This window comes from Streptomyces sp. cmx-4-9 (genome assembly GCF_046548835.1).
In the GTDB taxonomy this organism is placed as follows: Bacteria; Actinomycetota; Actinomycetes; order Streptomycetales; family Streptomycetaceae; genus Streptomyces.
This window is the reverse complement of sequence record NZ_JAEBEE010000009.1, coordinates 31,829-56,913: the sequence shown is the minus strand read 5'-3', so window position 1 is coordinate 56,913 and position 25,085 is coordinate 31,829. Positions and strand designations below refer to the sequence as shown.

Genomic DNA, 25,085 nt, shown 5'->3' with positions numbered 1-25,085 from the left:
CGCCCGCCACCCGACAGCAGGGGGGCGCTGTGACCGACAGCATGACCTTTCGCAACGAGGACCTGCCGGCCCTCTTCCACCACACCGACCAGGCGGCCGTCTCCCGGCAGCGGGAGTCCACGCAGGCCACCCGCGCCCAGCTGATGCTGCTGGTCGCGGCCGCGGCGGCCGCCGCCCTGCCCGCGGGCCCGCAGCTGGGCTCGCTGCGCCTGTTCGGGCTGCTCAGCGTGCTCGCGTACCTGGGGGTGCTGGGCGTGGGCGTACGGGCCACCAGGCGCCGGGCCCGCCCGCAGTGGCAGCTCAACCGCAGCGCGGCGGAGTTCATCAAGTCGCTGGCCTGGCGGTACGCCGTGCACGGGGCCCCCTTCGGCAGCGACGCCGGCGGCCCGGAGGCGACGTACCGCACGCGCCTGGAGGCGGGGCTCGACGAGCTGCGCAAGATGGGCTGGGAGGACCCGCGGGCGGCCGGGCGGGTCCCCGAGGGCGCGGAGATCACCGGGGCGATGCAGCGGCTGCGCGGCCTGGACTACCAGGTGCGGCGGGAGACGTACGTCCGGGACCGGTTGATCGAGCAGCGCAACTGGTACCGGCGCCGGGCGGAGGTGTCCCGGCGGGCGACGGCCGTGTGGTCGTGGACGATCGCGCTGCTGACCTGCCTGGCGCTGCTGTTCGCCCTGTTCGGGGCCTTCGGTTCGGGGCCGGGGCCGGGGCTGACGGGGCTGCTGAGCGCGGCGGCGGCGGCCGGGATCGCCTGGAACGAGGTGCGGCGCCACCATCCGCTGATCGAGGCGCACACCCTGATCGAGCAGGACCTGGCGGCGATGATGGTCGTCATGCAGACGACGATCACGGAGGCGCACTGGCCGACCGCGGTCTACGAGACGGAGCGGTACGTATCGCCCCAGCACACCGACTGGCTGGCCCGGCACAGCAGTTGACGGAGGGTGCGGATGTGCGGGCCCGGGGCGGGCGCAGACTCAGTCCCGGGTCACGCCCTCGCGCCAGATGACGGTGACGGGCTTTCCGAGGGCCCGGGCGTAGGCGACGATCTCACCGGTGCCGCCGTGTCCGCGGGCGGGCAGTCCGTCCCAGACGGCGACGAGCCGGTCGCAGGAGTCGGCGATGTAGGTGCCCGCCGCGTAGTAGGCCTCGTCCGTGGAGCGGGGGAAGTCCATCCGGACCTCCTGGGCGGCGCGGCGTTTGAGCCGCCGGTAGCGGTCCAGGGCCTCGGCGTCCCCGAACCCCTCCTCGTAGTCCCCGCTGGGGATCACCACGGTGAGGTCGGCCCCGCACTCCAGCGCGATGACGGCGAACAGCTGGTCGGCTCCCTCGGCGAGGCTGGAGAAGGCCTCCAGGGGCCCCTGGTGGCCGCCCAGCAGGGCCCGCAGCGCGTGCTCCACATGGCCGAGCGCCTCGCCGGGGATGACCCGGTGCCCGGTCACGCCGATCCGCTTCATACGGAAACCCGCCTCCCCCGTGGACCCGGTCACCCTGGACATCCTCCCAGAAGGCAGGAGGACGTCCAGGGGTGCGGCGGGGGCGCGTGGGTCACGGTCAGTAGACGCTGACCCCGTACGCGTTGAGCGCCTCGACCACGGGCTGGAAGAACGTGGTGCCGCCCGAGGAGCAGTTGCCGCTGCCGCCGGAGGTGAGGCCGACGGCACGGGTGCCGGAGTAGAGCGGTCCGCCGCTGTCGCCGGGTTCGGCGCAGACGTTGGTGCGGATCATGCCGTAGACGACGTCGCCGCCGCCGTAGTTGACGGTGGCGTTCAGACCGGTCACCGAGCCGCTGTGGATGCCGGTGGTGGAGCCGCGCCGGGTCACCGACATGCCGGTGGTGGCGTTGACGGCGCTGGTGATGTCCTGGCTGCCGACCGTGCCGGGCGGGACGGGTGTGTTGCTGGCGTACTTGATCAGGCCGTAGTCGTTGTTCGGGAAGCTGGAGCCGGTGGTGGAGCCGAGCACGGTGGTGCGGGCGGAGTTGGTCCACCAGGTGCCCGCGCCGTCGGTGCAGTGCCCGGCGGTCAGGGCGTAGTAGGTGCTGCCGCTGCGCACGTTGAAGCCGAGGGAGCAGCGCCAGCTCGTGGCGTAGATGGCGTCGCCGCCGGAGGCCAGCTTGGTGAGCTTGCCGGGGGTGCGCTCGATGCGCAGGGCTCCGGCCTCGGCGCCGGCTTCGCGCTTGATGCGCTTGATTTCCGCGGCCGTCACCGTGGAGTCGGCGGTGACCACGAGGGTTCCGGTGGCGGGGTCGGTGTGCCAGGCGGTGCCGGCGACGTCGGCGCGCAGGACGGACGCCCCGGCCGAGGCGAGCCGGTCGGCGCTGAAGCCGGTCTCCGGCGTGTCCGCGCTCGCCATGGTGGGGACGGCGAGTGCTGTGACGGCGGCCAGGCCGGTGGCCGCCGCGAGCAGCCTGGTACGGGTGATGCGCTTGATCCTCACTTCTCGTCCTCCTGGAGAGGGTCTGGGGCCCGGCGGATGTGGGGGTGCCGCAGCCCGTGAGGCGCAGCCGGGGGCTCGGACGGCAGATTCTGACCGTGTCCCTGACAAGCGCTGTCGGGAGTGTCCTGTCGCCGGATACCGGTCGCAAGGGCGGCTTTCAGCCGCCGCTCGCCGGCCGCCACCTCGAACGGCAGGGTGTTGCCGGGCGGGGGGAAGGGACAGATGAAGTGGTCCGCGAAAGCGCAAGGGGGCAGCAGGGCCCGGTTGAAGTCCACCGTCACGGCGCCCGAGGAGTCCGGGACGCCGGGGCGCAGGAAGCGGAAACGGTAGCTGGAGCGCCCGCCGGTGGCATCGCCGAAGACGGCCCAGAGGCTGCCGTCCTCCTCGTCGACGGCGACCTGCAGGGTGTACTCGACCCCCTCGAAGCGGAATCCGAGCTCTCCGCCGAGCCCGAGCCCGCGGGTGCGGCCGTCGGCGTTCTCCACCTGGACGGTCCGGTCCGCCCCGTACGGGCGGAAGCGGCCCGGCAGGGCGAAGGCGGGGTCGTACGGACTCGCCTCGATCCCGGTGAAGCCGGCCCGGGCCGGGGAGCCCGGGTCGAAGACGCGCACCGCCCATGCGCCCTCGCGCCGGATCACCACGAGCCGGGTCTCCTTGGCGCTGATCCGGGACTGCGCGGGCGGACCCCCGTCGGGGCCGAGGACCGTGTCGCCGGTGAAGGGCTCACCGTCGATGCGGATCCCGTCCTCGGCGCCGGCCGACAGGGCCACTGCGGCCCCAGTGGGGCGCCAGAGTCCCGGAACGGCCGGAATTCGACCTTCCGGGTAATCGGCGAGCCAGTGCGTTCCCGTCAGCGCGAGGGGGCCGTAGGGGGCGGACACGGCGGCCACCCGGTGCTCGTGCCATTTCCGCCAGGCCCCGGGCGGATCGTCTGCGTCATCGCTCATGCCGCTCACCCCTTCCACACCGGCCCGGCCGGGAACCCCGGCGTACGCCGTCCGGACCTGCGGGATCTGAAAGGGGCTCAGCAGCCGTCGCAGGGACAGCAGCAGCAGTCACCGCAGCCGCAGTCGCCGCAGCACTCGCAGCCGTCGCAGCAGTCACCGGCATCGCACCAGGGGTCGCGCTTCTCGCGCGACCAGGGGCCCTCGTGCTCGGTGCAGCACAGCTGGCAGGTGCAGAAGAGCCCGAGGGCCACCGCGCAGCCCGCGAGCAGCCCGCGGCGCGGCCGCTGCGGAGGCAGTCCGCCACCACCGCCGCCGCCCGGCCCGATCGGCGGAAACCCGCCCGGCCCGCCCGGGGCCTGCGGCGCACCGGGGGCGTAGGGGTTCGCGCCGTACGGGCCGGCGCCGTAGGGGTTCGCGCCGTACGGGTTCGCGCTCTGCGGGGTGGCGCCGTACGGGTGGGCGCCCGCGGCCGGGCCGCCCGGGTGCGGGGCGGACCCGTGGGGGGCGCCGCCCTGGGCCGTGGCGGCGCCGGCCGCGTGCCCGCAGCTGCTCGTGCCGAAGGCGCGGTCCACCGAGGTGCGCAGCTCGTGCACCAGCAGCCGGTGGGCGAGCCCCGCATCGGCGAACTCGACCTCGCGCAGGGCCAGCCGGATGCCGTGCAGGGCGTCGTCGCACAGCCTGCGGGCCTCGGCGAGCGGGGTGCCGGTGGCGGTGAGCGGGTTCCAGGCCCCCGCCGCGGCATCCGCGGCCTGGTCCTCCACGGCGTCCAGCAGGTGCGCGAGCCGGCCGAAGTACCGGCCCGCCTCGGCGAGCGCCGGGCCGTTGCCTGGCCGTCCCGCGAGGACCGAGGTATGCGCGAAGGCGGCGGCGGTCGCGGTCTCCGTCGGCTCGGTGACCACGAGCACGGGCGTGCCCGGGCCGGCCAGGGACTCGATGCCCGTCTGCCGGTCCACGGCGTCCACGAGCACCGCGGTGTCGAAGCCCAGCGAGGCCCCGGTGCGGGCGCCGGCCCGGTCCCAGCCGCGGGCCACCGTGCGGGCGGCCAGGGCGAAGGGAGCCCGGGCCAACAGCCCGTCCCGGTCGGCCACGTGGTCCCGCACCTTCGCGGAGGCCAGCACCAGCGACACGGCGGCCGCGAGCCGGGCGCCCTCGCCGTTGGCCACCGGGGCGGTGCGCATGCCGCGCAGTGGACAGGGCCCGGCGGTCCGCCGGGCGCCGGGGGCGGGCCCCGACTGAGCCTCCGTCAGAACGGAGACAAGCAGACCATCATAGTTGGTGACGATCCGGGCAAACTGGCCGTGGTCTCCGCGAAGTGCCAGGCAGAGCCCGCAGAGATGGGCCATCCACTCGGCCTTGAACCGCTCCCCCAGCCGGTGCGTACAAGGTCTGACGATGCCGAACAAGCCGATCCCCCGTGGTGTCGTGCGCGTGCCTGCGGGGCATCGTACAGAGCCGCCTCCCTCACCCGTACGCCCCCGTCGCTCACCCGTACGGAGGCAGCGGTCGTATTTTCACTCAGTCAGCAGCGGTAGCCGCCAGGACCCTTGACCGTGCAACGGATGTTCTGCACCAGTACCGTCACGAAACCCCTGCGCGGCGACTATCCACTTGGCGCGTTGTCAGCATCATGGACGACCATAGGGGCAGCGGGAGAGAAGACAGACTGACCGCGGTGAAAGGAGGCGTCCATGGGTTCGGTGCGCAAGGCGAGTGCCTGGCTGGGTCTCGTGGAAGACAGCGACGACGAGCGTTACTACGACGACGACTACGCGGAGGCCGGCCAGGGTGGTTCGGTGGCCGGACCCGGCGAGCAGTGGGTCACCGACCCCCGGGTCCGGGTGGCCTCCGAGTCCGCCGTGGAACAGGGGCGGCGGATCGCCACGGTCACCCCGGACGGCTTCCGTGACGCCCGCGGCATCGGCGAACTGTTCCGCGAGGGCGTCCCGGTGATCGTCAACCTGTCGTCCATGGACCCGGGCGACGCGAAGCGCGTCGTCGACTTCGCAGCCGGTCTGACCTTCGGGCTGCGCGGCTCCATCGAGCGGGTGGCGACCAGGGTCTTCCTGCTGACCCCGGCCGACACCCAGATCGTGAGCGGCGAGCCCGGCGGCCGCTCGCGCGACTTCTTCAACCAGAGCTGAGCAGGGCTCTCACCGGAAGGCGTCCAGCCCGGTGAGCGCCTTGCCCAGCACCAGTTGGTGCATCTCGACGGTGCCCTCGTAGGTGAGGACCGATTCGAGGTTGGTGGCGTGCCGCATGACGGGGTAGGCGAGGGAGATCCCGTTGGCACCGAGGATGGTCCGCGCGGTGCGACAGATCTCGATGGCCTCGCGGACGTTGTTGAGCTTGCCGAAGCTGATCTGCTCCGGCCGCAGGGTGCCCGCGTCCATCCGCCGGCCCAGGTGGTGGGCGAGCAGGATGCCCTTGTGCAGTTCCAGGGCCATGTCCGCGAGCTTGGCCTGGGTGAGCTGGAAGCCGCCGATGGGCCTGCCGAACTGCTCCCGCGTCCTCGCGTAGTCGAGGGCCGATTCGAAGCTGGCGCGCGCCGCGCCCATGGACCCCCAGACGATCCCGTACCGCGCGTGGCTGAGGCAGCCCAGCGGCCCCTTCAGACCGGTGACGCCCGGGAGGACCGCGTCCGCGGGCAGCCGTACGTCGTCCATCACCAGCTCGCTGGTCACGGACGCCCGCAGCGACCACTTGTGCGTGATCTCCGGGGCGGTGAACCCGGGGCTGTCCGTGGGCACCGCGAAGCCGCGGATCCCCTCGTCGGTCTGCGCCCACACCACCGCCACCGAGGCCACCGACCCGTTGGTGATCCACATCTTGCGGCCGTTCAGCACCCAGTCGGAGCCCTCGCGCTTGGCGTGCGTGCGCATGGCGGCGGGGTCGGACCCGACGTCGGGCTCGGTCAGCCCGAAGCAGCCGATGAGCTCGCCGCTCGCCATTGCGGGCAGCCAGCGCTGCTTCTGCTCCTCGGAGCCGTACTTCCAGATCGCGTACATGGCGAGCGAGCCCTGCACCGAGACCAGCGAGCGGATACCGGAGTCGGCGGCCTCCAGCTCCAGGCAGGCCAGGCCGTACTGCACGGCGCTGGCGCCCGCGCACCCGTACCCGGTCAGCGACATGCCGAGCGCGCCGATCGACCCGAGCTCGCGGGCCAGCTCGCGGATGCCGGGCAGTTCGCCCCGCTCGTACCACTCGGCGATGTGCGGCAGGACCCGGTCGGCGGCCCAGTCGCGGACGGTGTCGCGGACGGCGAGGTCCTCGGGGCCGAGGAGCTCGTCGAGCCCGAGCGGATCGGTGGGGACGAATGACGGCACGAAGGGCCTCCCGGCGGCCTGAGTCGGTCGGTGGTGTCCTGCCGGGGTGCTCCGGGGACCGCGCAGCCCGGAAGCCCGGGGTGCGGACCCGGCATCCGTCGGCGCGGCCGGCCCGCCCGGCAGAACGCGGCAGCGCGGGACCCGCGCTGCGCCGCCGACGCTAGACGCCAAGATCCCCGCCCGTCCACCCCCACCCGGCAGCGGGTACCCGGCGGGGGGTCAGCCCGCGTGTTCCACGCGGGAGGGGTACGACTCGGCCGAGGACTGGGCCGGCACCGCCGCGCCCGTCCGCCGCGGGGCTCCCTGCGCGGGCAGCGCCGCGGACTCCTCCGCGGCCGGCCCTTCGCACTGCGCCGCCTCGCACTCCATCGCCTTCGGCAGCTTCAGCGCCATCGCCGCTCCCGCCAGCAGCAGCCCGGCGCTCACCGCCAGCGTCACGTGCAGTCCGGACACGAAGGAGTGCCGGGCCGCGGCGTGCAGCGCCTCGCCGGCGGGGCCGCCGAGCCGGGCGGCGATCTGGTACGCCTCGCCCAGCGAGTTCGCCGCGCCCGCGGAATCGGCCGCCGAGACCCCGGAGACGTGCGCGAGCCCGGGGGCGTACGCGGCGTTCATCACGCTGCCCAACAGGGCGATGCCCATGCCCGCGCCGAGCTGGTAGGAGGTCTCGCCGATCGACGCGGCGCCGCCGGCCGTGGCGGCCGGGGCCTCGCTGAGCATGGACTCGTAGGCGGCGAAGAGCGTGGTCTGGAGGCCGAAGCCGAGCAGGACGAAGCCGGTGGTCAGCAGCACGGGCCGGTCCTGCTGGCCCATGGCCGTCAGCAGGAGCACGGCGAACGCGGTGAGCAGGAAGCCCAGCGAGACCATGGTGCGCGGCCCGATCCGGGCCAGCGTGTAGGAGCCGGTGGCGCCTGCGGCCATCGCGGCGAAGGTGAGCGGCAGCAGCCGCAGCCCCGTCTCCAGCGGGCTCAGGTGCAGCACCAGCTGGAGGTACTGGACGGCGATGAGCTCCAGGCCCACCAGGGCGAGCATGGCGAGCACGATGCAGCCGACCGAGGTGGTGAAGGCGGCCCGGGAGAACATCCGCATGTCGATCAGCGGGTGCGTCCGCCGCCGCTGCCGCCGTACGAAGAGGACCAGCAGGGTCGCGCCGATCAGCAGCGGCGCCAGCGCTTCGGCGTCAAGGAGCCGCTGTTCGGCGCCGAGCCGCTTGACGCCGAGCACGGCGCCGAGCACACCGCCGGCGGCCATCAGCGCGCCGGCCACGTCCCAGGGCCCGCCGGTGCTCCCCTTCGACTCGGGCAGCAGCCAGCGCCCCAGCGGCAGGGTCAGCGCCATCAGCGGGATGTTGATGAGGAAGACCGAGCCCCACCAGAAGTGCTGGACGAGGAAGCCGCCGAGTACCGGGCCGCCGGCGGCGCCGACGGCGGCGACGGCCGTCCAGATGCCGATGGCGAGGGCCCGCTCGCGCCGGTCGGGGAAGACCTGGCGCAGGATCGACAGGGTGGCCGGCATGATCATCGCGCCGCCGACCCCGAGCAGGGCGCGGGCGGCGATGAGCACCTGGGCGTTGTCGGCCAGGGCGGCGAGGGCCGAGGCGGCGCCGAAGAGCCCGTAGCCGAGGAGGAGGATCCGGCGGCGGCCCACCCGGTCGCCGAGGGTGCCGAAGAGGATCAGCAGGGAGGCGCAGACCAGCGGGTAGGCGTCGACGATCCACAGGAGCTCGATGGAGCCCGGACGCAGGTCCTCGGTGAGGGAGGGGACGGCGACGTGCAGGATCGTCGCGTCGAGCGCGACGAGCACCAGGCTGACGCACAGGACCGCCAGGACGGCCCAGCGGTTGCCCCCGCCGGAGGCCGCGGCGATCCGCTGCCAGGGGCAAGGGTTCCTGTCGCCGGCCACGTTCGTCCCCGACATGCATGTACCTCCCAGGTGATCCCTCGCACTCGGCGGACCAGCGTCGTGTGGGCCGCGGGTGTGGTGCGGTCTGCGGCGTCCTACGGGGTCCGGCATCGACACGCGAGTGAACGGTCAGCGTACGCGAGTTCGCCTGCCCGACACGTGGTCAAGCTCTCATCCCGGCGGAGGCCGCGATGTGGTGTGCGCCACTCGCCCCCACCTCCCCCTTCCCCGCTGTGCACGCCTCCTCACCCCCCGTGGCGCCCGGCAGGGGCGGGGCCCCCGCCACCGATAATCGTGCCCGTGAGAGATCTTGGATTGCGCAGGGCAGCACCCGCGCTGGCCGTCTTCGTGGCGGTGCGCCTGCTCGGGCTGGCCGCGCTCGCCGGGTGGGGGGCGGCGGTGGGCAGCAGCCCGCACACCCTGCTGTCGGCCCGCTGGGACTCCCTCTGGTACGCCCGCATCGCCGGGCAGGGGTACGGGTACGAGGTGGTCCTGCCCGACGGGGACGTCCATGCGGACCTGGCGTTCTTCCCGCTGCTGCCCTGGTTGGAGCGGCTGGTCGCGGCGCCGGCCGGGCTGTCGTACGGCTCCGCGGGCCTGGTGGTCTCGGCGGTGGCCGGGCTCGCCGCGGCCTGGGGGGTCTTCGCGGTGGCGGACCTGCTGTACGGCCGCCGGGCCGGGGTGCTGGCGGCCGCGCTGTGGGCGGCGCTGCCCGTCGCGGTGGTGCAGTCGATGGCGTACAGCGAGTCCCTGTTCACCGCGCTCGCGGCGTGGTCCCTGTACGGGGTGCTGCGCGACCGATGGCTCACGGCGGGGCTGCTCGCGGCGGGGGCCGGGCTGACCCGGCCGGTCGGGGCCGCGGTGGTCGCCGCGGTGTGGGTGGCCGCGGCGCTGGCCCGGAGCCGCGGCGAGGCCTCGTGGCGGACGGCGGCCGGCGCGGCGGTGGCTCCGCTGGGCGCGGCGGCGTACGTGCTGTGGGTCGGGGCGCGGACGGGCGGCGGCCTGCTCGGGTACCTGGACGTGCAGGGCGGCTGGGGCAACGGCTTCGACGGCGGGTGGGCCTTCGCCCGCTTCATCGGGGGGAAGCTGGCCTCCCCGGCCTTCGCCGCCGGCGCCGGACTGCTGCTGGGCGTCGCGCTGGTGCTGTGGCTGTACGCCCTGTGCGTACGGCAGCGGCAGCCGGTCGCCCTGCTGGTGTACTGCGGAATCGTCGTGGCGCTGGCGCTGTGCGCGTCGGGGTACTTCGGCTCGAAGCCGCGGCTGCTGCTGCCGGCGTTCCCGCTGCTGCTGCCGGCGGCGGCGGCGATGGCGCGGTGGCGGACCCGGTCGGCGGCCCTGGTCCTCGGGGCGGCAGCCGCGCTCGCGGCGCTGTACGGGGCGTTCTGGCTCAACGGGTCGGGCCCTCCGTAGCCGCCCGGGCCTGCGGGAGCCCGGCCGGGTCGCGGGCTGCGGGCCGCGGGCCACGACCGCCGAGATAACGGAATGGATCATTCCCCTCCATCTTTGAGCAAAGGAATTGACCTGCCGCAATAAAGCACGGGTAAGTGTGCGAAAGAATTGCCCGGACACCGGATCAGACGGGGTCCAACCACTGCGAAAATAACGGGAATTAACTCCCGCGTGAGACCAACTCCACATCACATGGTCATCACAAAGCCCGCGATTCGCCCGGGCCGACCAGTGGCGCGCGGTAACGTCGATTGAGTGCGTACCGACCAAATCCTGACCCGTCCGGAGCGGGTGTTCGCCCGGCTGGACCGGGAACCAGAGCGACCGGCTCATCTGCAGACCCCGCAGATGAGCCGGCACCGCGTCGTGCTCCTCGGGTCGACCCTCCTGTTCTACCTCGCCATCGTGGTGGCGGTCCTGACCACGTCCTGGCTCGTCCGGCTGGACTGGCAGGTCATGTTCTTCCGGCCGTACGAACAGTGGCCGCAGCTGCACGCCTTCCTCGACTACCTCGTCGTCCTGGGCCAGCGCGGGCCCACCGCGGTCATGGTCGCGGCCTGGCTCGGCTGGCGCTCCTGGCGCCAGCACACGCTGCGCCCGCTGATCACCCTGGGCGTGGCGCTGCTGCTGCTCAACATCACCGTCGGAGCCGTGAAGATCGGCCTCGGCCGGCTCGGCCCGCACTACGCCACCCGGATCGGATCGGCCGAACTCTTCGCCGGCGGCGATATATTCCCTTCCGGCCACACCGCCAACGCCGTCGTGACCTGGGGAATCCTCGCCTATCTGGCTTCCACCACGGTCACCCGGCGGGTGTTGTCCGTGGTCTCCGCGGTCGTCTCCCTGAGCGTCGGGGCCACCACGGTGTACCTCGGCACCCACTGGGTCAGCGACGTGCTGCTCGGCTGGACCGCGGGTCTGCTCATCCTGTTGGCCCTACCCTGGTTCGAGCCCCTCATCGCCCGCGCCGAGGCGTACGTGTTCGAGCTGCGCGAGCTGCTGCGCCGCCGGGCCGAGACCGGGCGGATGCCGGCCCCGGTCGCGACCGCCCTCACCCCGCTACTGTCCGCGGGCGGCAAGTGGCGCCTCCAGCGCGTGCCCGCGGCGGACCCGGCGCCCGCCGCACAGCCCGCCGCCCCGGCGCCCGCCCCGGCCGCCGCCGGGCCGGGCCAGGCAGCCGTCCAGGCCGCCGCCGTGGGCCCGCACTCTCCCGTGGCCCGGCCCGCCGCACTGCCGACCGGCCGCCCGCACGTGATCCGGTCCGAGCGCACCCCGGTCACCCCGGCCGGCAGCCGCCGCCCCGCCCACACCGAGCGGGCCCCCGCCCGGGGGGCCGCCGCCCGCCCGGCCACCGGCGGCTGATCCGGCTCGGCGGGGCGGTACGCACCCCTCCCGCGACACGCACGGCCCGGGCGGGCCGGGTCACCGACCCGGCCCGCCCGGGCCGTTCCCGGCCGCCGGTCCCCAAGGAGGCGGACCGTCAGCGGCGCGCCCGGGCGTTCGTCCGTCCCGGGTCACACTTGTGTCACGGGATGTCGACAACTCCCGGCCGTCCGCGCTCGTACGGCGTATTCATTTCCTGATCCGTGGCGGGCGCTCGGTGAAGGCGGTTCGGAATTTCCGCCGAGAAGCCTTGAATTCCGCCGGAGATTGCCACGAGCCGGTGGCGCCGGACCAGGTGAATCCCCCTCAGGTCCCTTACATATCCTTCACCGGCGCCGGCTCCAGCGTCCGCGTCAGGAGATCCCGCGCGGCCCGGATCCGAAGGGTCAGCTCGGCCGGCTCGACGACTTCGAACTCACAGCCGAGCAGCATGACGTGAATCACGAGGACATCCAGGTTCACCGCTCCGGTGCGCAGCAGGCAGCTGTGCGCGTCCACCGCTTCGAGCGCGCCGTCGCTCGGCCCGACGACCCGGGCCGCCTCCTCGGCGGAAACCTTCAGCCGCAGCACCGCGCGGGCGGCGTACGCCTGCTGCGCCACGCCCCGGGAGACGTACGCGGCCAGGTCCTCGGCCGGGGCCGGGCGGGGGACGAACCGGGGGCCGTGCGGCGGTCTCGGCTCGATCCGGTCGGCGCGGAAGGTCCGCCACGCCTGCCGGTCCAGGTCCCAGCCGACCAGGTACCAGCGCCGCTCGGTGCAGACCAGCCGGTGCGGCTCGACGGCCCGCCGGGTGGCGCTGCCGCCATGGTCCCGGTAGTCGAAGCGCAGCCGCTCGGCGTCCCGGCAGACGGCCGCCAGCTCCGTCAGCACGGCGGGGTCCACCGTGGAGGGCTGCGGACCGCGGAGCATCGGCACGGTGTACTCGTGGAGGGCCGAGACCCGCCGCCGCAGCCGTGACGGCAGCACCTGCTCCAGTTTGGCCAGGGCCCGCACGGAGGCCTCGCCGATGCCCTCGACCCCGTTCCCGGCGGCGGTCCGCAGCCCCACGGCCACCGCCACCGCCTCGTCGTCGTCCAGCAGCAGCGGCGGCAGCTCCGCCCCCGCCCCCAACTGGTACCCGCCGCCGGTACCGGGGCTGGCGTGCACCGGATAGCCGAGCTCCCTGAGCCGGTCCACGTCCCGCCGGACGGTGCGCGGGGTCACGCCGAGCCGCTCCGCGAGATCGGCGCCGGTCCAGTCGCGGTGGGCCTGCAACAGGGACAGCAGGCGCAGCAGTCGTGCGGAGGTCTCGAGCATGGGAGCAGTGTGCCGGTCGCCCGGACGACCGCCGAATGGGCCCTGGGGCGGCGGGCGTTGCGGGCGCGGGGCGCCCGCCCCGCTCAGGGCGCCGCGACCGGGGTCGGGGTCGGGGCCGCCGGTGACGCGGACGACGGGGGCGGGGCCGGGGCCGGGACCGACGGGGGCGGCGGCGGAGCCGGCACGGACGGGGCCGGGGCCGCCGGTGACGCCGACGGGGCCGGGGTCGCCGGAGCCGGCGCCGTGCCGGGGGCCGGGGGCCGTGCCGGCGCCGGCACGGGGGCCGGGGCCGGAGCGGCCGGCAGCGCCGGATCGGCGGGCGGCAGGGACAGCAGCACGCCCACGGCGATCGTCTCCGGATCCTCGCCGACGGCCTCCCGGTTCGCCGCGTACAGGGCCTGCCAGCCGCCCTTGACCCGGTGCGCCCGCGCGATCGACACCAGCGTGTCCCCCGCCCGCACCACGTGCATCCGCCCCGCCAGCCCGTACCGCTTCGAGCACGCCGGCCAGGCGTCCCACCCCTGGGTGGCGAGCACGTCCTCGGCCACCCGGATCTGCTGCTCCCGGCTCGCGAGGTCGGCCCGCGGCGCGAAGCCCAGCCCGCCGTACGCCTCCCAGGTCGGCTGCCGGAACTGGAGGCCGCCGTAGAAGCCGTTGCCGGTGTTGACCGCCCAGCGCCCGCTGCTCTCGCAGTCGGCCACGCAGTCCCAGGGCCACTGCCCGCCCGGCCCGCAGTCCCCCGGACCGCTCCCGATCAGGCCCGGTGATCCGGGGTGCGCTGCCCCGGCCGGACCCGGGGCGGGCGGCGGCGGGGCCGCGGCGGCCGGGCCGGCGGGCAGGACGAGGGCCAGCAGGGCCGCGGCGGCGCCGGCGGCCCGCCGGATCCGGAGGTCGGGCATCGGGTCACGCTACGCAGCCTCCGTCGCCCGCCCGGCCCGCCACGCGGCGCACCGGCCGGACCCACCCGGTCGGCCGACCGCCCCTCCCCCGCCGAACGGCCATCGCCGACCATCAACTGTGCACAACAGGACAGGAGTTGCCATAAAGCAACGATGGGCTCGGGACGTTCACCCTCCCGGGGGCCCGGTTCGATTCCGTTCCCTCAAACGGCGTGACCCCGGCCGCCACTTCCCCGTTGATCCCGGCGAGCCGGGAAGATCCCGGCCCCGCCCCTATGCCGAGGAGCCACCCCGTGCCGCGCATGCTCGACGTCAGTGATGAGGTACGTGCCGAGATCGGTGACGAAGAAGCCGACAGGCTGCTCGTCGGCGAGGACGCGCCGCGCAGTTACGACTGCACCTCCTGCCGCACCCCGGGCGACCCCGAGAACGACCGCACCAGCACGGTGCTGTTCGTCGGCGAGGAGACCGCCGTCCTCGCGTTCGCCCACGCCACCTGCATCCCCTCGCAGGTCGTCTCCGTCTCCGAGGAGCAGCTCCAGGGCGCGGTCCGCAGCATCACGGGCGACAGCCCGGCCCCCTCGGTGCCCGGCCCCGGCGAGGGCCCGCAGAACGTGCCCGGCGGCCAGGCCGTCCTCGGCATCACCAGCGGCCTGGTCCTGATCGACGGCGCGCTGCACCCCGCCCTGGTCGTCGAGCCCACCGCGCCGATCGCCCGTCCCGGCAGCACCGGCCCCGGCGACGACTTCCTGCCGCTCCTCATCGAGCAGGGCTTCATCCCGGTCACGGACACCGCCGAGCTGCCCTCCCCGCTCAACGGCTGGTCGGTCCTGCTCGCCGCGGGCCAACTGCACGCCGTGCTCCAGCCGAACCCCGACGGCGGCAGCCCGGTCGCCTGGTGGCAGGCGCACCAGGCCCTGTCGGTCACCGACGGCTGGCGGGCCGCCGTCAACAAGACCCAGCGCGTCCTCATCTACGCGGCGCCGGTCGGCTCCATCGGCCAGCAGCCCCGCGAGGACCTGCTGCGCGACGCCCTCGACAAGGCGGCCGCCGGAGGCAAGCTGGTCGCCGCCTCGATGCCGCTGGCCGGTACGCCGGGGGCCTGACCCCCTTCTTTCCCGGACGGCCCGCCCGCCCCCGCCCCGGGGCCGTGCGGCGCGCGCCGGGGGTGCGCGGTCCGTCCCGCGCACCCCCGGCGATCTGCGTTTTCGGCCCGGTCACCCCGCATCCGCAGGGCGCCGGTTTCGTTGGCTGATACGTGCATCCATACGACTCCTCCCGCGCCCCGTCCGCTCCCGGCACGCTCCCCCCGCTGCGATCCGCACGCGACCGGGACACCGCTCCGGCCACCGCCTCGCACACCCCGATCTACGACACCCTGTACTCGGAGTACCTGCGGGCCTTCCGGGCCCTGCCGGGCGACCGCACGGGCGAGGAGGACCTCGGGTTCACGGCGTTCTCGTACGGGGGCGGGTACGGCGCCGGCGGATCCTCGTACGGCAGCGGGAGCGGGTGGAGCGGCCCGGCGTGGCAGCGGGCCGACTGGCAGCCCTCGTACGCCCCGCAGCCCTCGTACTCCTACGCCTACGCGGGCCAGTCCGCCGACGGCGGCGGGTACGCGAACGGGCGGCCGCACCAGACCGGGATGCACCACGTCCCGGCGGCCCTGCCGCCCGCTCCGCGCCGGGGCTACTGAGCCCCGGCCGCCCCGGCTACTTCTTCTTGTGCTGGGCGCCGCGCTTCTCGCGCACCCGCACCGAGATGTGGATCGGAGTGCCCTCGAAGCCGAACTCCTCGCGCAGCCGGCGCTCGATGAAGCGCCGGTAGCCGTGCTCCAGGAAGCCGGAGGCGAAGAGGACGAACCGCGGCGGCTTGCTGCCCGCCTGGGTGCCGAACAGGATGCGGGGCTGCTTTCCGCCGCGGATCGGGTGCGGGTGCGCCGCGACGACCTCGCCGAGGAAGGCGTTGAGGCGGCCGGTGGGGACGCGCGTCTCCCAGCCGGCGAGGGCGGTCTCGATCGCCGGGACCAGCTTCTCCATGTGGCGGCCGGTGAGCGCCGACACGTTCACCCGGGGCGCCCAGGCGACCTGCTGCATCTCGGTCTCGATCTCACGCTCGAGGTAGTAGCGGCGCTCCTCGTCGAGCTCGTCCCACTTGTTGTAGGCGATGACGATGGCGCGGCCGGCCTCGACGGCCATGGTGATGATGCGCTGGTCCTGGACGCTGATCGACTCGGTGGTGTCGATCAGGATCACCGCGACCTCCGCCTTCTCGACGGCGGCGGCCGTGCGCAGGGAGGCGTAGTAGTCGGCGCCCTGCTGGAGGTGCACCTTCTTGCGGATGCCCGCGGTGTCCACGAACTTCCAGGTGATGCCGCCCAGCACGATCAGCTCGTCGACCGGGTCGCGGGTGGTGCCGGCCAGCTCGTTGACGACGACGCGGTCCTCCTTCGCGACCTTGTTGAGCAGCGAGGACTTGCCGACGTTCGGGCGGCCGATCAGCGCGATGCGGCGCGGGCCGCCGGGGGCGGCGCCGCCGAAGGTCTGCGGGGGCGCCTCGGGGAGGGCCTCCAGCACCGCGTCGAGCATGTCTCCGGTGCCGCGGCCGTGCAGCGAGGAGACCGGGTGGGGCATGCCGAGGCCGAGGGACCACAGGGACGCCGCGTCGGACTCGCCGCTCTGGCCGTCGACCTTGTTGGCGCACAGCACGACGGGCTTCTTCGCCTTGCGCAGCAGCCGGACGACGGCCTCGTCGGTGTCGGTGGCGCCGACCTTGGAGTCCACCACGAAGACGACCGCGTCGGCGGCCTCGATGGCGTACTCGGCCTGGGCGGCGACGGAGGCGTCGATGCCGAGGACGTCCTGCTCCCAGCCGCCGGTGTCGACGACCTTGAAGCGGCGGCCGGCCCATTCGGCCTCGTACGTGACGCGGTCGCGGGTGACGCCGGGCTTGTCCTCGACGACCGCCTCGCGACGGCCGATGATGCGGTTCACCAGGGTCGACTTGCCGACGTTCGGCCGGCCCACGACGGCGAGGACGGGGAGGGGGCCGGAACCGGCCTCCTCCAGCGCGCCTTCGACGTCCTCGATGTCGAAGCCCTCTTCCGCGGCGAGCTCCATGAACTCCGCGTACTCGGCATCGCCAAGTGCTCCGTGGTCGTGCTGGTCGTTCATGAAGTCCGTTCCTCGTCGTTCGTGGTGATCGGTGGGGCCCGCGCAGCGCGGTTCCACTACTGGGTTCAAGTCTCGCTCAGCGCCCGGTGAGGCGCTTGGCGTCGGCCAGGTGGGCGGTCAGCCGGTCCTGGATGCGTACGGTGGCCGCGTCCAGCGCGGTACGGGTACGGCGGCCACTGCCGTCCCCCGCTTCGAAGGCCGAGCCGAACACGACGTCGACCCGGCTCTTCAGGGCGGGCAGGCCCTTCACGAGCCGTCCCGGGGTGTCCCCGCTGCCCAGTACGGCGACGGGCACGATCGGTGCGCCGCCGCGGACCGCGAAGTACGCCAGTCCCGCGCGCAGCGAGGCGAAGTCGCCCTCGCCCCGGGTGCCCTCGGGGAAGATCCCCAGCGCGCCGCCGTGTTCGAGGACGCCGAGCGCCCGGCCGATGGCCGTCCGGTCGGCGCCGCCGCGGTCCACCTTGACCTGCCCGATCCCGTGCAGGAAGGGGCCGAGCGGGCCGACGTACGCTTCCTTCTTGATCAGGAAGTGCACGGGCCGCGGCGCGGTGCCCATGACCATGGGGCCGTCCACGTTGTGCGAATGATTCACGGCGAGGATCACGGGGCCCGAGGCGGGCACCCGCCAGGCCCCCAGTACGCGCGGCTTCCACAGCCCGTACATGAGGCCGACGCCGATGCGCCTGCCGACCGCCGCACCCCGCAGGGAGGGCGTTTCGCTCACGAGCGGCCCGCCCGCTTCTCTTCCACCAGGGTGACCACGCACTCGATGACCTGCTCCAGCGTGAGCTCGGTGGTGTCGACCTCCACGGCGTCGTCGGCCTTGGCCAGCGGCGAGGTCTTGCGGCCCGAGTCGGCAGCGTCCCGCTTGACCAGTGCTTCCCTGGTGGCGGCCAGGTCGGCCGCCTCCTTGCCGCGGAGCTCGCCGCTGCGGCGGGCCGCGCGGGCCTCCGCGGAAGCGGTCAGGAAGACCTTGAGGTCGGCGCCGGGCAGGACGGTCGTGCCGATGTCCCGGCCCTCGACGACGATCCCGGCGTCCGCCGCTGCGGCTTCCGCCGCGATGGAACGCTGGAGCTCCGTGATCAGGGTGCGCACCTCGGGGACGGCGCTGACGGCGCTGACCTTGGCGGTGACCTCCTGGGTGCGGATGGGCCCGGAGGCGTCCAGGCCGTCCACGGTGATCGTGGGGGCGGCCGGGTCGGTGCCGGAGACGAGCGCGGGCTTGCCCGCGGCGAGCGCGACGGCCTGCGGGTCGTCGGTGTCGACGCCGTTGACGATCATCCACCAGGTGATGGCCCGGTACTGGGCGCCGGTGTCCAGGTAGCGCAGCCCGAGCTTGGCGGCCACGGCCTTGGAGGTGCTGGACTTGCCCGTGCCGGAGGGACCGTCGATGGCGACGATCACGGCGGACGGAGCTGCGGTTTCCACGGTGCGGGCACCTTCCTGGTTGCGCGTACGTGTCCGGGCGCGCCAAAGCGCCCCTCCCCAAGGTTACCGGCCCCCGGAACCCCCCGGGCCCGCGCGCCCGCCCGGCCCCGGAATCCGGGCCGCAGGCGGTCGACGCCTACTGCTGGCGCAGGGCCCAGCCCCGCTCGCGCAGCTCCGCGGTCAGGGCGGGCACGGCCCTCGGTTCCACCATCAGCTGGACCAGGCCGGCCTGCTGGCCGGTCGCGTGCTCGATGCGCACGTCCTCGATGTTGACCCCGGCCCGGCCCGCGTCGGCGAAGATCCGGGCCAGCTCGCCCGGCTGGTCGCTGATGAGGACGGCCACCGTCTCGTACACGGCGGGCGCCGCACCGTGCTTGCCGGGCACCCGGACGCGGCCCGCGTTGCCGCGGCGCAGGACGTCCTCGATGCCGGCGGCGCCTCCGCGCCGCTTCTCCTCGTCGGCCGACTGGAGGCCGCGCAGGGCCTCCACCGTCTCGGCGAGGTCCGCGGCGATCCCGCTCAGCACGTCGGCGACCGGGCCGGGGTTCGCGGAGAGGATCTCCACCCACATCCGCGGGTCGGAGGCCGCGATCCGGGTCACGTCGCGGATGCCCTGGCCGCACAGTCGCACCGCGGTCTCATCGGCTTCCTCCAGGCGGGCCGCGACCATGCTCGACACCAGTTGGGGGGTGTGCGAGACGAGGGCCACCGCCCGGTCGTGCGCGTCCGCGTCCATCACCACGGGCACGGCCCGGCACAGCGCCACCAGCTCCAGCGCCAGGTTCAGGACCTCGTGGTCGGTGTCCCGGGTCGGGGTGAGCACCCACGGGCGGCCCTCGAAGAGGTCTGCGGTGGCCGCGAGCGGCCCCGACCGCTCCTTGCCGGCCATCGGGTGGGTGCCGATGTACGCGGTGAGGTCCACGCCCAGCTCCGCCAGCTCCCGCCGCGGCCCGCCCTTGACGCTGGCCACGTCCACGTAGGCCCGGGCGGTGCCCCGTCCGATCACCTCCGCGAGCGTGGCGGCGACGTGGGCGGGGGGCACGGCGACGACCGCGAGGTCGACCCGGCTCTCCGGGGGCTCGTCGGAGCCGGCGCCCAGGGCGGCCGCCGTACGGGCCTGCGCCGCGTCGTGGTCGACGAGGTGCACGGTGATGCCGCGGGCGGACAGGGCGAGCGCCGCCGAGGTGCCGATCAAGCCGGTTCCGATGACGACGGCGGTTCTCAAGGTGCTCTCCAGGGTTGCGTACGCGAGGATCACGGCCGGTCCGCCCAGGGTAGCGAGCCGGTTGCCGCGAGGGCTCGGCGGTCCGTCCCGTGGGATGGCGGCCGGGCCCTCGCGGACGGCCCCGGGGCCGGTCCGTCAGAGCCCGCGGTCAGTCGGTCGACCGTGTGCGGCAGTGCCTGCGCGGGCGGGTCGGCGGCCGCCCCGGGGGTGACGCCCGCCTCGCCTGCGGCCTTCCGGAGGGTGTCGGCCGGCAGCGCCCCCTGATCCGGGCGGCGCTGACGGGCCGCGCGGCGGGTTGTGGCCGGGCCGTGCGGTCGGCGGCGTACCCGGCTGCCGGCCACGGACCGTGTCACCCGAACCGGGTGGCGCTGCCACGTGGGGCGTCCACTGCGCCGGGGCTGCGGTAGAACCATCGGCATGATCTTCCACATCGTCCCGCTCGCCGACTGGGCTGCCGAGCCCGGTCTCCCGTACGCCCCGGCCTCGCTCGCCGCCGAGGGGTTCGTGCACTGCTCGGCCGACCGGGCGACCGCCCTCGCCGTCACCGAGGCCCACTACCGCGGGGTGCGCGGGACCCTGCTCGCGGTGGAACTCGACGAGGAGGCCCTGACCGCGGACGTCCGTCACGAGGGTGCGTCGGGGGGCCGCTACCCGCATGTCTTCGGCCCGCTGAACCGCAGCGCCGTGCGCCGCGTGTGGGAAGTCGTACGCACACCCGGCAGTCCTGCCTCACTGGTCCCGTGGCAGCCGGGTGCCTGAACCGGCGCGGCGGGCTTCTCCCGGGAGCCCTCCGCGGGCCAGGATGCTGCACGCCATCCGGCCACACAGCGAGGAGACAGTCATGAGCGACCCCACGCGCACCGCCCGGCGCACCGTACTGGCAGCAGGCGCGAGCGCCCTGGCGGGCGGTGTGCTCACCGCCTGCGGAGGCGAGGGCGAGAAGAAGCCCGCGAGCGAACAGGGCAGCGCGGCCACCCCCTCGGCCGCGGAGCCGGCGCCCGCCTCCTCCGCCCCGGCCGGCGGCGGCAAGACGATCGCCAAGGCGGCGGACGTCCCGGTCGGCGGCGGCACGGTGATCAAGGAGGAGAAGCTGGTGGTCACCCAGCCCACCGCCGGCTCCTACCGCTGCTTCACCGCGGTGTGCACGCATTCGGGCTGCCTGGTGAACAAGGTGGCGGACGGCACCATCGACTGCCCGTGCCACGACAGCAAGTTCAAGGACACCGACGGCGCCGTGGCCAAGGGCCCGGCCACCCGCCCGCTGGCGGAGAAGAAGATCACCGTCGCGGCGGACGGCAGTATCTCGCTCGCATAGCGGCAGGACGGCCGCCTACGCTGGCCCGGATGGACGATCTGACACTGGTACGGGACCACACGGTCTACCAATGCGTGATGGGCTCCCGGGCGTTCGGTCTGGCGACGGAGGCGAGCGACACCGACCGGCGCGGTGTCTATCTCGCCCCGTCGCCGCTGTTCTGGCGCTTCGAGAAGCCTCCCACCCATGTGGAGGGGCCGCGCGAGGAGGAGTTCTCCTGGGAGCTGGAGCGTTTCTGCTCCCTCGCCCTGCGCGCCAACCCGAACGTCCTGGAGTGCCTGCACTCGCCGCTGGTCGAGCAGCTCACCCCGGTGGGCGAGGAACTGCTCTCGCTCCGCGGGGCCTTCCTCTCCCGCCGGGCCCACACCAGCTTCAGCCGGTACGCGGCCTCCCAGTACGGCAGACTCCTCGCGGACGTCCGCGTCCACGGGGCACCGCGCTGGAAGCACGCCATGCACCTGGTGCGCCTGCTGCTGTCCAGCCGCGACCTGCTGCGCACGGGCCGCCTGGACATCGGGGCGGGGCCGCACCGCGACCGCCTCCTCGCGGTCCGGCGCGGCGAGCTCGGCTGGGACGAGGTGGACGCCTGGATGGCGCGGCTCACCGAGGAGAACGCGACCGCCCTGGCGGGGACCGCCCTCCCGGAGGAGCCCGACCTGGCCCGCATCGAGGACTTCCTGGTCCGGGCCCGCCGTGCCTCGGCGTCGGGGGCGCCCTGAGCGGATCAGGCGTCCCAGAGGGCGCCGAAGGCCAGGAGCTCGTCCCGGTACTCGATGCGGTCCTGCCATTCCCGGGGCCAGGCGTCCGCGCCGAGGTGGGCGCCCGCGAAGGCGCCGGTGAGGCAGGCGAGGGAGTCGGAGTCCCCGGCGGTGCAGGCGGCCCGGCGCAGGGCCGTCAGGGGTTCCCCGGGGAAGAGCAGGAAGCAGTGCAGGGCCGTGGCGAGGGCCTCTTCGGCGATCCAGCCCTCGCCGGTGGCCAGGCACGGGTCGGTCTCCGGGGACGGCGTGCGCAGGGCCGCGGCGAGGCGGTCCAGAGCCGCCAGGCACTCGTCCCAGCCCCGGGCGATGAAGGACTGTGCCGAGGGGTCCGAGGCGGTCCGCGTCCACAGGTCGCCCAGCCAGCGCTCGTGGTAGCGGGTGCGGTTCTCCAGGGCGTACGAGCGCAGTTGGCCGACCAGGCCCGTCACCTCGGTGCCCCGGGCCAGCAAGTGCACGGCCCGGGCGGTCAGGTCGCCGGCGGCGAGCGCCGTCGGATGGCCGTGGGTGAGGGCCGACTGGAGCTGGGCGGCCCCGGCCCGCTCCTCCTCGGTCCAGCCGGGGACCAGCCCGACCGGGACCACCCGCATGTTGGCGCCGCAGCCCTTGGAGCCGAGCTGGCTGGCCTCGCGCCAGTCCCGTCCGGGCCGGTCCAGCAGCCGGCAGGCCGTCAGGCAGGTCCGGCCGGGGGCCCGGTTGTTCTCCGGGGAGTGGTACCAGGCGACGAACTCCTCGCGGACCGGCCCGGCCAGGCGCGCGGGTGTGACGCTGCCGTGCCCGGCGGCGGTCCGTATGCCGCGGGCCAGGGCGAGGGTCATCTGGGTGTCGTCCGTGACGACCGCGGGCCGGGGCAGCGCCATCTCCCGCCACGGGCCGGTCTTCGCGAGGATCGACGGGACGTCGTTGAACTCGGTGGGGAAGCCCAGGGCGTCCCCGAGGGCGAGGCCGACCAGGGCGCCGGTCGCGGCCCGCCTCGTGTTCTTCGTCGTGGTCACCGGTGGGGTCCTTCCGTGGGGCGGAGCAGGGGCGGGTGCAGGGCGGTCGCGGGTCCCGGCCGGTAGAGCGCGGCCGGTTTGCCACGGCCGCCGGTGAGCCGGGCCGCGCCCGGTACGGCCTCGACGAAGCCGGGCGTGGCGAGGACCTTGCGGCGGAAGTTGGGGCGGTCCAGGGAGGTGTCCCAGACGGTCTCGTAGACCGCCTGGAGCTCGCCGAGGGTGAACTCGGGCGGGCAGAACGCGCTGGCCAGGCAGGTGTACTCCAGCTTCGCCCCGATGCGCCGGCGGGCGTCGGCGAGGATCAGCGCGTGGTCGAAGGCGAGGCTCCCGGCCCCGGACGCCGGCACCCAGCGGGCGCGGTCGGCGTCGCCGCCGCCGTCCGCCGCCGGTTCCGGCAGGTCGGGGACGAGCGCGGTGAAGGCCACGGAGACCACCCGCATCCGGGGGTCGCGGTCCGGTTCGCTGTAGGTGCGCAGCTGCTCCAGGTGCAGGGCCGCGACGGCCGCCGCGGGCAGGCCGGTCTCCTCGGCCAGTTCGCGCCGGGCGGCCGTCTCCGCGGACTCCCTCGGCAGGAGGAAGCCGCCGGGCAGCGCCCAGGCGCCCGCGTACGGGTCCTGGCCGCGCCGGATGAGCAGCACGTGGAGGTCCCCGGCCCGGACGGTGAACACGGCGAGGTCGACGGCCACCGCGAACGGCTCGAAGGCGTGCGGGTCGTAGGTGCCCGCCGGTCCGGCGTTCACCGGTGCTCCGGCAGCGGGTCGGCGAAGTGCCAGCCCTCGGCGAGCAGGGCGTCGACGGCGGCCACGGCCTTCGCCAGCCGCGCCTCCCGGTCCCCGTGCAGGACGAGGAACCGCCGGCCGGTGGCTTCGAGCTCCTCCCGGAACCGGCCGGTCATCCAGGGTCTGAGGTGCGGCCCGTCCCGGAGCCCGTCGTCCTCGAAGGGCACGTCGGCGTGGTCGGTCAGCAGGTAGAGGTGCCGGTGCGTCAGCGCGGCGGTCTTCTCGACCTCCTCGTTGCGGCCGCCCAGGTACCGCTCGTGCCAGATCCCGGTGGCGAAGGAGTCGGTGTCGCAGATGAGTACGGGTGAGCCGGCCCGGGCGGCCCGTTCCTCCTCGGCGTCCTGGCGTCGGGCGATCAGGGGGAACTCGTCCGCGGTGAAGGAGACATCGGCCCAGGTGGCGCCGGGGTCCGCGGCCCGGGCGGCGGCCAGTTTCCCTTCGCTGTGGCGGCGGCCGTACTCGGCGACCCAGCCCGTGGCCGCCCAGACCCCGCCGCGCGCCCGGTAGTGCGCGGCCAGGTCCCGGGACAGGGTGGTCGTCCCGGTGGACTCGGCGCCGAGGACGACGACCCGCCGGGCCAGGGAGGCCCGGACGGCGGGCCCGAGGAACTCCCAGCAGGCGGCCGGGTCGGCCCGGACGGCCGTTCCGGACACCGGGAACAGCGTCCGGGCGGGGTCCACGCAGACCTCCTCGGCGCCGAACCTGCGGGCGAGTTCGCTCCCGTACTCCTCCGAGGTGAAGACGGCGTCGACGGGTCCGCCGACGGCATCCCGGAAGATCGCCATGTGCGCCTCCCAGACCGCCGGGTCGTGCAGGTCGACGGGGACGTCGTCCACCGCGCCGACCACGTCCGCGCCCGGGTGGGCCTCCCGCATCCAGGCGACGCGGTCGGCGAGCGGCACCGACTCCACCGAGGCCGCGCAGACCAGGACGGTCAGCCGCTCGCAGCGGTCCTGGGCGGTGCGCACCAGGTGGTGGTGGCCGGCGTGCGGCGGGTAGAACTTGCCGAGCACCAGGCCGTGGCCGAAGCGCCTCATGCCGTCACCTCCGCGGGCGCCGCGGGCGCAGTGCGCTGCGGGAGCGCCCGCCGCCAGCGGAGCAGGCCCGTGACGCACAGCGCGAGGAAGCCGACGTAGAGCAGGGCGGTGAGGTGGAGCCCCTTGGAGGCGTACAGGGGGACGTAGACGAGGTCCGCGGCGATCCACAGCCACCAGGACTCGACGAGCTTGCGGCACTGGCCGTACGTCGCCGCGAGGGACAGCACGGTCGTGGCCGCGTCCCAGAAGGGGACGCTGGAGTCGGTGGCGCGGTCGAGGAGCAGGGTCAGGCCGAGCGTCGCCACCGCCCCGGCCGCGGCCAGCCAGGCCCATTCGGTGCGCGTGGTGCGGCGCACCGGCAGCGCTTCGGCGGTTCCGGGTCCACCCCCGTGGGTCCAGGACCACCAGCCGTACGCGGCCAGGGCGATGAAGACGATCTGGAGCCCGGCGTCGGCGTACAGGCCGGCCTGGGCGAAGAGCACGATGAAGAACACGTTGTTGGCGATGCCGACGGGCCAGTTGGCCACGTGCTGCCGGGTCACCAGCCAGACGCACAGGGCGCCGGTGGCGAACCCGAGCCACTCGGTCCAGCTCATGGTCCAGTTCATGGTCCATTCCATGCCGGAACCCCTCCCTTTAATAGTCAGACTGACTATAAACAGGGCGGGGAGCCGGCTGCAAGGAAAAAGCCCGCCGCGCCGTGGGGCGCTGCGGGCTCTTCCGGTGGAACGGGACCCTCCGGG

The 25,085-nt window shown here is 74.4% G+C and carries 25 protein-coding genes; 9 read left to right on the top strand and 16 right to left on the bottom strand.

What is annotated here, in order from left to right:
• Positions 1-41 precede the first annotated feature (41 nt).
• The gene (locus ACLJTM_RS26840) at positions 42-938 is read left to right on the top strand and encodes a DUF4231 domain-containing protein (RefSeq protein WP_411106631.1); all 897 of its coding nucleotides are present in this window, start codon (positions 42-44) and stop codon (positions 936-938) included.
• A gap of 39 nt (positions 939-977) precedes the next feature.
• On the opposite strand, the gene ACLJTM_RS26835 is transcribed toward ACLJTM_RS26840, so the two are convergent.
• The 4 genes from ACLJTM_RS26835 to ACLJTM_RS26820 form a co-directional block, all read right to left on the bottom strand.
• Entirely contained in the window at positions 978-1,457 is a 480-nt protein-coding gene (locus tag ACLJTM_RS26835) for a hypothetical protein (protein ID WP_411106630.1), read from the bottom strand.
• A 97-nt stretch (positions 1,458-1,554) separates the two neighbouring features.
• A complete protein-coding gene (locus tag ACLJTM_RS26830; RefSeq protein ID WP_411106311.1) occupies positions 1,555-2,439 on the bottom strand; it encodes a S1 family peptidase in 885 nt (294 codons plus the stop codon).
• Entirely contained in the window at positions 2,436-3,386 is a 951-nt protein-coding gene (locus ACLJTM_RS26825) for a DUF1684 domain-containing protein (protein WP_411106310.1), read from the bottom strand. The genes ACLJTM_RS26830 and ACLJTM_RS26825 overlap by 4 nt, the downstream gene beginning before the upstream one ends.
• Before the next feature lie 77 nt (positions 3,387-3,463).
• On the bottom strand, positions 3,464-4,789 hold the full coding sequence (locus ACLJTM_RS26820) for a DUF5685 family protein (protein WP_411106309.1): 1,326 nt from the start codon (positions 4,787-4,789) through the stop codon (positions 3,464-3,466).
• 285 nt (positions 4,790-5,074) lie between these two features.
• Between ACLJTM_RS26820 and ACLJTM_RS26815 the strand changes: the two genes are divergently transcribed.
• Positions 5,075-5,527 carry a cell division protein SepF gene (locus tag ACLJTM_RS26815; RefSeq protein WP_411106308.1) on the top strand — a complete coding sequence of 151 codons (453 nt, stop codon included), beginning with the start codon at positions 5,075-5,077 and terminating at the stop codon, positions 5,525-5,527.
• A gap of 9 nt (positions 5,528-5,536) precedes the next feature.
• Here the strand turns inward: ACLJTM_RS26815 and ACLJTM_RS26810 are convergent, their stop codons facing one another.
• On the bottom strand, positions 5,537-6,709 hold the full coding sequence (locus ACLJTM_RS26810; protein ID WP_411106307.1) for an acyl-CoA dehydrogenase family protein: 1,173 nt from the start codon (positions 6,707-6,709) through the stop codon (positions 5,537-5,539).
• A gap of 219 nt (positions 6,710-6,928) precedes the next feature.
• Positions 6,929-8,623: an MFS transporter gene (locus ACLJTM_RS26805; RefSeq protein WP_411106306.1), complete on the bottom strand. Its 1,695-nt coding sequence runs from the start codon at positions 8,621-8,623 to the stop codon at positions 6,929-6,931.
• A 285-nt stretch (positions 8,624-8,908) separates the two neighbouring features.
• Between ACLJTM_RS26805 and ACLJTM_RS26800 the strand changes: the two genes are divergently transcribed.
• A complete protein-coding gene (locus ACLJTM_RS26800; protein WP_411106305.1) occupies positions 8,909-10,018 on the top strand; it encodes a glycosyltransferase family 39 protein in 1,110 nt (369 codons plus the stop codon).
• A gap of 294 nt (positions 10,019-10,312) precedes the next feature.
• Entirely contained in the window at positions 10,313-11,419 is a 1,107-nt protein-coding gene (locus ACLJTM_RS26795) for a phosphatase PAP2 family protein (RefSeq protein WP_411106304.1), read from the top strand.
• Positions 11,420-11,755: 336 nt separating this feature from the next.
• Here ACLJTM_RS26795 and ACLJTM_RS26790 read toward each other — a convergent pair whose 3' ends face one another.
• Positions 11,756-12,736 carry a helix-turn-helix transcriptional regulator gene (locus tag ACLJTM_RS26790; protein WP_411106303.1) on the bottom strand — a complete coding sequence of 327 codons (981 nt, stop codon included), beginning with the start codon at positions 12,734-12,736 and terminating at the stop codon, positions 11,756-11,758.
• 83 nt (positions 12,737-12,819) lie between these two features.
• Positions 12,820-13,635: a transglycosylase family protein gene (locus tag ACLJTM_RS26785; protein ID WP_411106302.1), complete on the bottom strand. Its 816-nt coding sequence runs from the start codon at positions 13,633-13,635 to the stop codon at positions 12,820-12,822.
• A gap of 302 nt (positions 13,636-13,937) precedes the next feature.
• On the opposite strand from ACLJTM_RS26785, the gene ACLJTM_RS26780 reads away from it, so the two are divergent.
• Positions 13,938-14,741, top strand: a complete 804-nt coding sequence (locus ACLJTM_RS26780; protein WP_411106629.1) for a hypothetical protein — start codon at positions 13,938-13,940, stop codon at positions 14,739-14,741.
• 152 nt (positions 14,742-14,893) lie between these two features.
• Positions 14,894-15,331: a hypothetical protein gene (locus tag ACLJTM_RS26775; RefSeq protein ID WP_411106301.1), complete on the top strand. Its 438-nt coding sequence runs from the start codon at positions 14,894-14,896 to the stop codon at positions 15,329-15,331.
• A 16-nt stretch (positions 15,332-15,347) separates the two neighbouring features.
• On the opposite strand, the gene der is transcribed toward ACLJTM_RS26775, so the two are convergent.
• From der to ACLJTM_RS26755, 4 genes are all read right to left on the bottom strand, one after another.
• On the bottom strand, positions 15,348-16,808 hold the full coding sequence (gene der, locus ACLJTM_RS26770) for a ribosome biogenesis GTPase Der (protein WP_411106300.1): 1,461 nt from the start codon (positions 16,806-16,808) through the stop codon (positions 15,348-15,350).
• 76 nt (positions 16,809-16,884) lie between these two features.
• Positions 16,885-17,472 carry a lysophospholipid acyltransferase family protein gene (locus ACLJTM_RS26765; protein ID WP_411106628.1) on the bottom strand — a complete coding sequence of 196 codons (588 nt, stop codon included), beginning with the start codon at positions 17,470-17,472 and terminating at the stop codon, positions 16,885-16,887.
• 56 nt (positions 17,473-17,528) lie between these two features.
• Entirely contained in the window at positions 17,529-18,236 is a 708-nt protein-coding gene (gene cmk, locus ACLJTM_RS26760) for a (d)CMP kinase (RefSeq protein ID WP_411106299.1), read from the bottom strand.
• Positions 18,237-18,372: 136 nt separating this feature from the next.
• Positions 18,373-19,461 (bottom strand): prephenate dehydrogenase, encoded by a 1,089-nt coding sequence (locus tag ACLJTM_RS26755; protein WP_411106298.1) that lies wholly within the window; start codon positions 19,459-19,461, stop codon positions 18,373-18,375.
• A gap of 417 nt (positions 19,462-19,878) precedes the next feature.
• Between ACLJTM_RS26755 and ACLJTM_RS26750 the strand changes: the two genes are divergently transcribed.
• The 3 genes from ACLJTM_RS26750 to ACLJTM_RS26740 all read left to right on the top strand — a co-directional run bounded on the left by ACLJTM_RS26750 (position 19,879) and on the right by ACLJTM_RS26740 (position 21,495).
• Positions 19,879-20,220 (top strand): DUF952 domain-containing protein, encoded by a 342-nt coding sequence (locus ACLJTM_RS26750; protein ID WP_411106297.1) that lies wholly within the window; start codon positions 19,879-19,881, stop codon positions 20,218-20,220.
• A gap of 82 nt (positions 20,221-20,302) precedes the next feature.
• Positions 20,303-20,776, top strand: a complete 474-nt coding sequence (locus tag ACLJTM_RS26745; protein ID WP_411106296.1) for a Rieske (2Fe-2S) protein — start codon at positions 20,303-20,305, stop codon at positions 20,774-20,776.
• Between the two features lie 29 nt (positions 20,777-20,805).
• Positions 20,806-21,495 carry a DNA polymerase beta superfamily protein gene (locus ACLJTM_RS26740; RefSeq protein WP_411106295.1) on the top strand — a complete coding sequence of 230 codons (690 nt, stop codon included), beginning with the start codon at positions 20,806-20,808 and terminating at the stop codon, positions 21,493-21,495.
• A gap of 5 nt (positions 21,496-21,500) precedes the next feature.
• On the opposite strand, the gene ACLJTM_RS26735 is transcribed toward ACLJTM_RS26740, so the two are convergent.
• From ACLJTM_RS26735 to pnuC, 4 genes are read right to left on the bottom strand one after another with little or no spacing between them, the layout of a single operon-like run.
• On the bottom strand, positions 21,501-22,526 hold the full coding sequence (locus ACLJTM_RS26735; protein ID WP_411106294.1) for an ADP-ribosylglycohydrolase family protein: 1,026 nt from the start codon (positions 22,524-22,526) through the stop codon (positions 21,501-21,503).
• Positions 22,523-23,266 carry an NUDIX hydrolase gene (locus ACLJTM_RS26730; RefSeq protein WP_411106293.1) on the bottom strand — a complete coding sequence of 248 codons (744 nt, stop codon included), beginning with the start codon at positions 23,264-23,266 and terminating at the stop codon, positions 22,523-22,525. The genes ACLJTM_RS26735 and ACLJTM_RS26730 overlap by 4 nt, the downstream gene beginning before the upstream one ends.
• Positions 23,263-24,342, bottom strand: a complete 1,080-nt coding sequence (locus ACLJTM_RS26725) for an AAA family ATPase (RefSeq protein WP_411106292.1) — start codon at positions 24,340-24,342, stop codon at positions 23,263-23,265. The genes ACLJTM_RS26730 and ACLJTM_RS26725 overlap by 4 nt, the downstream gene beginning before the upstream one ends.
• Positions 24,339-24,962 carry a nicotinamide riboside transporter PnuC gene (gene pnuC / locus ACLJTM_RS26720; RefSeq protein ID WP_411106291.1) on the bottom strand — a complete coding sequence of 208 codons (624 nt, stop codon included), beginning with the start codon at positions 24,960-24,962 and terminating at the stop codon, positions 24,339-24,341. Before pnuC ends, ACLJTM_RS26725 begins: the two co-directional genes overlap by 4 nt.
• Positions 24,963-25,085: the final 123 nt, after the last annotated feature.

Excerpts from the sequence above, each read along its gene's own strand:
- ACLJTM_RS26815 (WP_411106308.1), top strand. The coding sequence starts at position 5,075 with ATGGGTTCGGTGCGCAAGGCGAGTGCCTGGCTGGGTCTCGTGGAAGAC.
- der (WP_411106300.1), bottom strand. The coding sequence starts at position 16,808 with ATGAACGACCAGCACGACCACGGAGCACTTGGCGATGCCGAGTACGCG.
- ACLJTM_RS26825 (WP_411106310.1), bottom strand. The coding sequence starts at position 3,386 with ATGAGCGATGACGCAGACGATCCGCCCGGGGCCTGGCGGAAATGGCAC.
- ACLJTM_RS26840 (WP_411106631.1), top strand. The coding sequence starts at position 42 with ATGACCTTTCGCAACGAGGACCTGCCGGCCCTCTTCCACCACACCGAC.
- ACLJTM_RS26785 (WP_411106302.1), bottom strand. The coding sequence starts at position 13,635 with ATGCCCGACCTCCGGATCCGGCGGGCCGCCGGCGCCGCCGCGGCCCTG.
- ACLJTM_RS26780 (WP_411106629.1), top strand. The coding sequence starts at position 13,938 with ATGCTCGACGTCAGTGATGAGGTACGTGCCGAGATCGGTGACGAAGAA.
- ACLJTM_RS26765 (WP_411106628.1), bottom strand. The coding sequence starts at position 17,472 with ATGTACGGGCTGTGGAAGCCGCGCGTACTGGGGGCCTGGCGGGTGCCC.
- ACLJTM_RS26740 (WP_411106295.1), top strand. The coding sequence starts at position 20,806 with ATGGACGATCTGACACTGGTACGGGACCACACGGTCTACCAATGCGTG.
- ACLJTM_RS26805 (WP_411106306.1), bottom strand. The coding sequence starts at position 8,623 with ATGTCGGGGACGAACGTGGCCGGCGACAGGAACCCTTGCCCCTGGCAG.
- pnuC (WP_411106291.1), bottom strand. The coding sequence starts at position 24,962 with ATGGAATGGACCATGAACTGGACCATGAGCTGGACCGAGTGGCTCGGG.
- ACLJTM_RS26725 (WP_411106292.1), bottom strand. The coding sequence starts at position 24,342 with ATGAGGCGCTTCGGCCACGGCCTGGTGCTCGGCAAGTTCTACCCGCCG.
- ACLJTM_RS26790 (WP_411106303.1), bottom strand. The coding sequence starts at position 12,736 with ATGCTCGAGACCTCCGCACGACTGCTGCGCCTGCTGTCCCTGTTGCAG.
- ACLJTM_RS26750 (WP_411106297.1), top strand. The coding sequence starts at position 19,879 with ATGATCTTCCACATCGTCCCGCTCGCCGACTGGGCTGCCGAGCCCGGT.
- ACLJTM_RS26745 (WP_411106296.1), top strand. The coding sequence starts at position 20,303 with ATGAGCGACCCCACGCGCACCGCCCGGCGCACCGTACTGGCAGCAGGC.
- ACLJTM_RS26835 (WP_411106630.1), bottom strand. The coding sequence starts at position 1,457 with ATGAAGCGGATCGGCGTGACCGGGCACCGGGTCATCCCCGGCGAGGCG.